Source organism: Gluconobacter sp. Gdi, assembly GCF_014132155.1.
In the GTDB taxonomy this organism is placed as follows: Bacteria; Pseudomonadota; Alphaproteobacteria; order Acetobacterales; family Acetobacteraceae; genus Gluconobacter.
The window spans coordinates 1-930 of the sequence record NZ_BLJQ01000049.1; the positions used below are offsets into that span (position 1 = coordinate 1).

Annotated in this window: 1 protein-coding gene; it reads right to left on the reverse strand. The window is 54.6% G+C overall.

The window, feature by feature from the left end:
• On the reverse strand, positions 1–930 hold a 930-nt coding region (locus JN414_RS16390), incomplete at both ends, for an IS5 family transposase (RefSeq protein WP_237390145.1).

Here is a 930-nt window from a genome sequence, read left to right on the forward strand (position 1 = left end):
AGAAGTGCGCCTAATCGAAAGGCAGTTCGGGGTCTACACTTACTAAAAACCCCGAAAATCAGGCCCGCTTCAAATCTTGCCCGACTTTGCAACAGTGCCTTATAGACGATATTGGCCAGCCCGATCCTCATGGTGGCCCGCGTTAAGCCTACGGTTCGGACGAACAGTCCCGTCTGTGATTTCTGATCGGCAAAGACATGCTCGACGCGAGATCTGATCACCGACCTCCCTGCATTGGATCTCTGGATATGGCGGGGCATAGGCCTGAGATGCGGCTTTTTCCTGTGAACCCTGGAGACAAAGCCCTGCTTTTCCATGAAGTCCTCATTGGCTTTTGAGCGGTAGGCTGTGTCTGCCCAGACCGTTGAGGCTGTATTGCTTTTATCAAGCAAGCCCTCTCTCAATCGCGCGCCGTCACTGGCGGCGGCATCTGTCGTCTTCCACTTGCGGATCAGCCGAAATTTCCGATCGATGGAGATGTGCGACTTGTAACCAAAAAACGGGATGGCCAGATCCGTTGCGGGCATACTCCCGTCTTCCTGTCGCTTCGCTTTCGTGAATTTCAGGGTCCAGCGCGCATGTCTATCCTTGTGGGACAGCTTTGCCGGTTTATCCTGCCAATCCTGTGGGATCCGTCCTTCCCGCAGATCAGTCTTTTCATCGTTTGTATTGCGCTGCTTCGGAGCCGCTACCAGCGTGGCATCCAGGATCTGGCCTGACATCGGCAAATACCCGGCGTTGTGCAGGGTCGCATCAAAGCGGTTGAACAGCCCATCGATCGCACCCGCCTGGGTCAGACGCTCGCGAAACAGCCAGACCGTTTTGGCATCAGGCACCCGATCTGAAAGTCCCAGACCAAGGAAACGCATAAAGGAGAGGCGATCGTTGATCAGATATTCCGTCCGCTCATCAGACAAATTGTTGAGCGTC